The 5,190-nt window shown below is 35.0% G+C and carries 4 protein-coding genes and 1 riboswitch; of the genes, 3 read left to right on the top strand and 1 reads right to left on the bottom strand.

Annotated features, from left to right (window positions below; all coding sequences use genetic code 11):
- The first annotated feature begins 141 nt into the window (after nucleotides 1–141).
- A riboswitch (purine riboswitch) is annotated at nucleotides 142–245 on the top strand.
- A 175-nt stretch (nucleotides 246–420) separates the two neighbouring features.
- Complete coding sequence (locus KI356_RS24645) at nucleotides 421–1,302, top strand: 5'-methylthioadenosine/S-adenosylhomocysteine nucleosidase (RefSeq protein WP_128280598.1); 882 nt, start codon at nucleotides 421–423, stop codon at nucleotides 1,300–1,302.
- Between the two features lie 474 nt (nucleotides 1,303–1,776).
- The gene (locus KI356_RS24640; protein WP_002033283.1) at nucleotides 1,777–2,604 is read left to right on the top strand and encodes an endonuclease I family protein; all 828 of its coding nucleotides are present in this window, start codon (nucleotides 1,777–1,779) and stop codon (nucleotides 2,602–2,604) included.
- Between the two features lie 142 nt (nucleotides 2,605–2,746).
- Here KI356_RS24640 and KI356_RS24635 read toward each other — a convergent pair whose 3' ends face one another.
- A complete protein-coding gene (locus KI356_RS24635; protein ID WP_212936747.1) occupies nucleotides 2,747–4,177 on the bottom strand; it encodes a YfcC family protein in 1,431 nt (476 codons plus the stop codon).
- 206 nt (nucleotides 4,178–4,383) lie between these two features.
- On the opposite strand from KI356_RS24635, the gene rraA reads away from it, so the two are divergent.
- Nucleotides 4,384–4,869, top strand: coding sequence for a ribonuclease E activity regulator RraA (gene rraA / locus KI356_RS24630; protein ID WP_212936746.1), 486 nt, complete (start codon nucleotides 4,384–4,386; stop codon nucleotides 4,867–4,869).
- Nucleotides 4,870–5,190 lie beyond the last annotated feature (321 nt).

Genomic DNA, 5,190 nt, shown 5'->3' with positions numbered 1-5,190 from the left:
TGTTTTTTTTGTAATAAAATTCATTGTAAAATGCTTTTTTTATTGAATTCCCTTTTAAAAACGAACATTTTTTTAATGTTAAAGATTAATGTTCATGTTTTTGTTGCGTATTCACTAATAGTTTGTTATATTATCCATATAATAATTTTAAATATCATCACTCGTATATACTCGGTAATATGGTCCGAGCGTTTCTACCTAGTTCCCAATGAAAGAACTGGACTACGGGTTAAAGTATTCGGTCGTTCTGTGTAATGAGCGCTACCGATCTATAATTTAGCATTCTCCTTACCTTTTGCTGAATTCACTTTGACTACCGTAGTTCTAGAAAGTAGAGATTCCTCTACAATTTCTAGAACTTTTTTGTTTGGACCAAAAGCATCGAGTATAGAAAACAACAAGAGAAAGAGGAGATTATTTATGAAGAAGAATACGTTGAAAAAATGTGCTGCCCTAGTAACTACTGTTGCATTGTCATTCTCGATACTTGCGGGGTGTAATGCGAGTCCGAAACAAGTTGCTGAGGCAAAAAGCGATCAAAAACCTATCTTAATTCAAGGTCCAATGCCGATAGAAGCTGAAAAGTTTGCAAAAAGGTTAAAAAATGTGAAAGAAGAAAAGTCTGGAACTTTCGTATTTTATAAAGGAACTGTCGACAATTATCCTGTAATCGTAGCGAAAACAGGTAAAGGAATGGAAAATACAGCAGCCGCTACAGCAGTGGCTATTGAAAAATATAAGCCTATAGCGATTATTAACCAAGGAACATCAGGTGGACACGATCCAAATTTAAACGTATTTGATATTGTTTTAGGGAAAAAAGTCGCGAATATAGGTTCATTAAAAACAACGAATATGGATGAGAATCAAGGAATTGAGCCGACAAAATGGATTGCTATGGACTTAATGGCCTCTGAAGGAAGTGCAGGAGAAGATCCAAACGCTGAGAAAGTCCGATACTACGAGGGTGATAAGGATTTACTTGCAGCAGCTAATGCAGTAAAAGATACATATACAAAAGGTAAAGTGGTGGAAGGTACTATAGGTTCAGCAGATGTTTGGAATAATGAAGTTGATAGAATGAAATGGTTCCATACAAAATACGGTACATCTGTAGAAGAAATGGAAGGTGCAGCAGCGGCACAAATCGCAAAAGCGTATGACGTACCATTCTTAGGGATTCGAGTATTATCTAACAATAAAACAAACGGCGGAAAATACAATCCAAATACAGCAGCGGCAAATCAAGAATATGTATATGAAGTAGTTAAAAAGTATATAGATTCGATGCCAAATAAATAGTAGTAGTTCTGTCTCAATATAAAAATGTTATCATTACTGCACAATGTGTTGTGAACTCAGAATTACCAAAGTTTCTTTAATTAAAATAGATTGGTGCCTTACATGGTATCCAATCTATTTTTGTACTTATTCTACAGAGGAAGAAGGGTTTTACACAAAAAATAAAGACAGTTATAGAAAAAAGAAAAGTCGAACGATTTATCAAATATGCATAATTGCATAAAAAAATTGAAATTTATAAGTTAACATTAAACTACTTTTTAATTGTAAAGAATATTTTAATAATCTTTACTAGAGAAGGATATTCCTTGTGAAAAGTAGATAAACAAAAAGTGTGGAAATACTACAGACTCAATAGAGTTTTGTATTAAATAAAAAGAAAAGGATGGGGATGGCTTTCTAAAAGTTTTTGGGGGCTAGAAAGCATTTTTTAGTTAATAGCTTCAAATTATATTTTAAAGGGGAAATGGGTATATGAAGTTTAGAAATACAAGGCTTGCTATGGTTACACTATCTTCATTTTTTATTTTAGGTACTGCATCTCTATCATTCACAGATATCATACACGGTGAAGTAGCTTCTGCATCACCACAAGAGATTATTGTAAAAAGCTATGACGATACATATTATAATAATGCAATAGGAAAAATGGGTTTAGAATTAAAGAAGGAACTTCATAATATTATTGATGATCATACAAAGTTATCATACAGTGCGGTTTGGGAAGCACTAAGAGATACTGATGAAGATCCAAATAATAAAAACAATGTGCTACTCTTATATACTGGGCGTTCGCAAGGGAAACTTACGAATGGTTCAGGAGTTGATAATTGGAACCGAGAGCATGTTTGGGCAAAATCTCACGGTGATTTTGGAACGACTGCAGGAGCTGGAACAGATTTGCATCATTTAAGAGCGACGGATGTATCTGTAAATAGCTCACGTGGAAATCTGGATTTTGATAATGGTGGTGTGAATCATTCAGAAGCGACAGAATGTAAGTACGATAGTGATTCTTGGGAACCTCGTGATAGTGTAAAAGGAGATATCGCTAGAATGCTATTTTACATGGCTGTTCGTTATGAAGGAGACAACGGCGAAATAGACTTAGAATTAAATGAAAAGGTGAATAACAATAAAGATCCATACATGGGTAAACTATCCGTTTTACTAAAATGGAATGAACAAGACCCGGTAGATGATTTAGAGCGAAAGCGTAATGAAGTGATTTTTACGAAATATCAACATAATCGTAATCCTTTTATTGATCATCCGGAATGGGTAAATAAAATTTGGAATTAAAATATTTAAAGGTATTTTACTTTGAGAGAAGGGATTGATCACTATGATCAATCCCTGTTTATATCTATACTAGAATAAGTGATTTTTATAGGATTGGAGAATAGAATAGATATTTTATTAAGTTAAGTATAATATGAGTCTTTTAATACGGTCCCCACTCAATATTCACGCCAACAATAAGAAAAATAAGTCCAATGATAAACCAAATGAATGCAAGTGGAGCCATGAAGCGAATCCATTTTCCATAAGAAATGCCGCTCGCTGCGAGAACGCCCATTAAAACACCGGAAGTTGGATTGAGGCAGTTCACTACACCTTCTCCAAGCATAACAGCCTGTACTGTAACTTGGCGTGTAATATGCATGAAATCGGCTAATGGAGCTAATATCGGAATGAAAATAACAGATTCTCCTGTCCCGGATGAAATGAGGAAATGTAATGCGGCACTACTTACATACATGCCGAGAACGCCAAATACAGGGCTATGTCCTTCGAGAGACTGTGCGAGTTGATTAACGATTGTATCAAGTAATTTGCCTTGTTCTAAAATGACTGAAATACAACGAGCCATTCCGACGATCAAAGCACCGTATATGAGATTTTGGCAGCCTGCTAGAAAAGTAGAAGCGATATCGTTTGCTTTCATACCACCTATTATTCCCGCTGTAATTGCTATGAATATAAAAGTAGCGGTCATTTCTGCGTCCGTCCAATGTAGACGAAAAGCGCCTATTAAAAATGCAATTAATGATAAAGCTGAAACGAGTAAAATTAATTTATGACGTATTGTCCAAGGAACTTCTGTTTTCTCTGTTTCTTCCTCACTTGAAAGAGCATTACTTGGAAACCAGTTATCTCCGAGTATGCTTCCTTTATTCGATTTTTTTAAGCGTTTTACATACCAATTAATATACAAAATGGTAGCAATTAAAAAAGAGATATAAATTGCCGTACGTAAACCAATTCCTGAAAACATCGGGAGTTCTGCGATTTTTTGTGAAATGCCTAAAGGTGAGGGAGATAAAATAGTAGCATTAAAACCAGCATAAGTGCCTAAATAAATAATTGCTACGCCGACGATAGCGTCCCATTTTAATGTGCGTGCAACGATGATGCCGATGGGGATAAAGCCGATAACTGAGTTCACGATAATACCAGTCGTTCCGAGAATAGAAAAGAGTGCGGCGACAATACAAATGAAAAGTAATTGCTGATTCCGAAATTTGTTAATTACATGATAGATTAAACCGTCAAGAGCACCTGTTTTTTCAAGAATTGCAATGGCTCCACCTGTAAATAAAATTAAGAAGATGATAGGAGCAGCAAGTGTCATTCCTTTTTCAATAGCGGTAAAAAAAGAAACAAACCCTACCGGCGATTGTGGAACAGAATGATAACTTCCTGGTATTGTCGTTGTAACAGTACCGTTTGTGACTCTTTTAAATTCTCCAGCAGGAACGAAATATGTAGCTATTGCACAAAGTAAAGCAATAAAAAATAGTAGTACGTACGCGTCAGGCATTTTAAACTTTCGTTTACTAGGCTGTTTTTTTGCCTCGGTCTGTAATTGCATAAAACCCCTCCTTTTTCACTTGGTTAATTTTTAATATTCTGAAATTTATCTGTGAAATAGATTATAATAAAGGTGGCTTCTTAAGGCAATAGTTTTTCTGTCCTTTTCTTACACATACAAATTGTTGCAACATTAGACAGGGAAACGAAAAAAAGCCAAGAATATGTAATATAAAAAGAAAAAGAAAAAGGAAAAGAGGGAAAGAGATGTGGAAGACTACGGATCTATGTGATGAATTTGAAAAGGAATTACAAATATGTCGCCAGTCTTTTCAATCTTATGGAAAGAAAGAACAATTCTATGGGAAAATCGCAACGGTAAAAGTGAAGGATGATAATGTACTAGTAAAAGAGGGGTTACAAACACTGCCGGAAGGTACAGTATTAGTTGTTGATGGCGGAGCTTCTAAAAATTGTGCGTTACTCGGTGATAATTTGGCAGCTATTGCGGAAGAAAGAAACTTAGCAGGAATTATTGTGAATGGATATGTTCGTGATTCTAGTGAATTAAAAAATATTAATATCGGTATTATAGCGTTAGGGACAATGCCAAATAGAAGTGTAAAAGAAGGAAAAGGAGAAAAAAATATTCCGGTGCAATTTGGTGAAGTTGAATGGAAGCCGAATGAATATGTTTATGTAGATGAAGATGGGATTATTGTTAGTGATAAAAGCTTACATAGTGAGGGATGACTTCTAATAATGGAAGTTTATTAAGCTATTATTCTTAGAAAATAAATCTGATAAAGCATGGACAAAATCCTTTGTCAATAGTAAAATAATACAGAAATTTAAAATTTACAGAATGTATAGGTTTATCGTTTTACGATAAAGTGAAACTTTAAACAGTGGGGATTTTGTTCATCCCCACTGTTTATTAGCCTTCACCAATCGGGCGTTTACGGACAGCAGGGCTCCCACTCTTTACTCCATCCGAATTTTAAGGTGAGAGTTTTACTACCCCCGGCAAATAGCGGAATAAAAATCGTACACAACAAAAAAGACGCCCAGCCA

This window comes from Bacillus hominis (assembly GCF_018332515.1).
In the GTDB taxonomy this organism is placed as follows: Bacteria; Bacillota; Bacilli; order Bacillales; family Bacillaceae_G; genus Bacillus_A; species Bacillus_A hominis.
This window is presented reverse-complemented; position numbering and strand designations above follow the sequence as displayed.

Excerpts from the sequence above, each read along its gene's own strand:
- KI356_RS24645 (WP_128280598.1), top strand. The coding sequence starts at position 421 with ATGAAGAAGAATACGTTGAAAAAATGTGCTGCCCTAGTAACTACTGTT.
- KI356_RS24640 (WP_002033283.1), top strand. The coding sequence starts at position 1,777 with ATGAAGTTTAGAAATACAAGGCTTGCTATGGTTACACTATCTTCATTT.
- KI356_RS24635 (WP_212936747.1), bottom strand. The coding sequence starts at position 4,177 with ATGCAATTACAGACCGAGGCAAAAAAACAGCCTAGTAAACGAAAGTTT.
- rraA (WP_212936746.1), top strand. The coding sequence starts at position 4,384 with ATGTGGAAGACTACGGATCTATGTGATGAATTTGAAAAGGAATTACAA.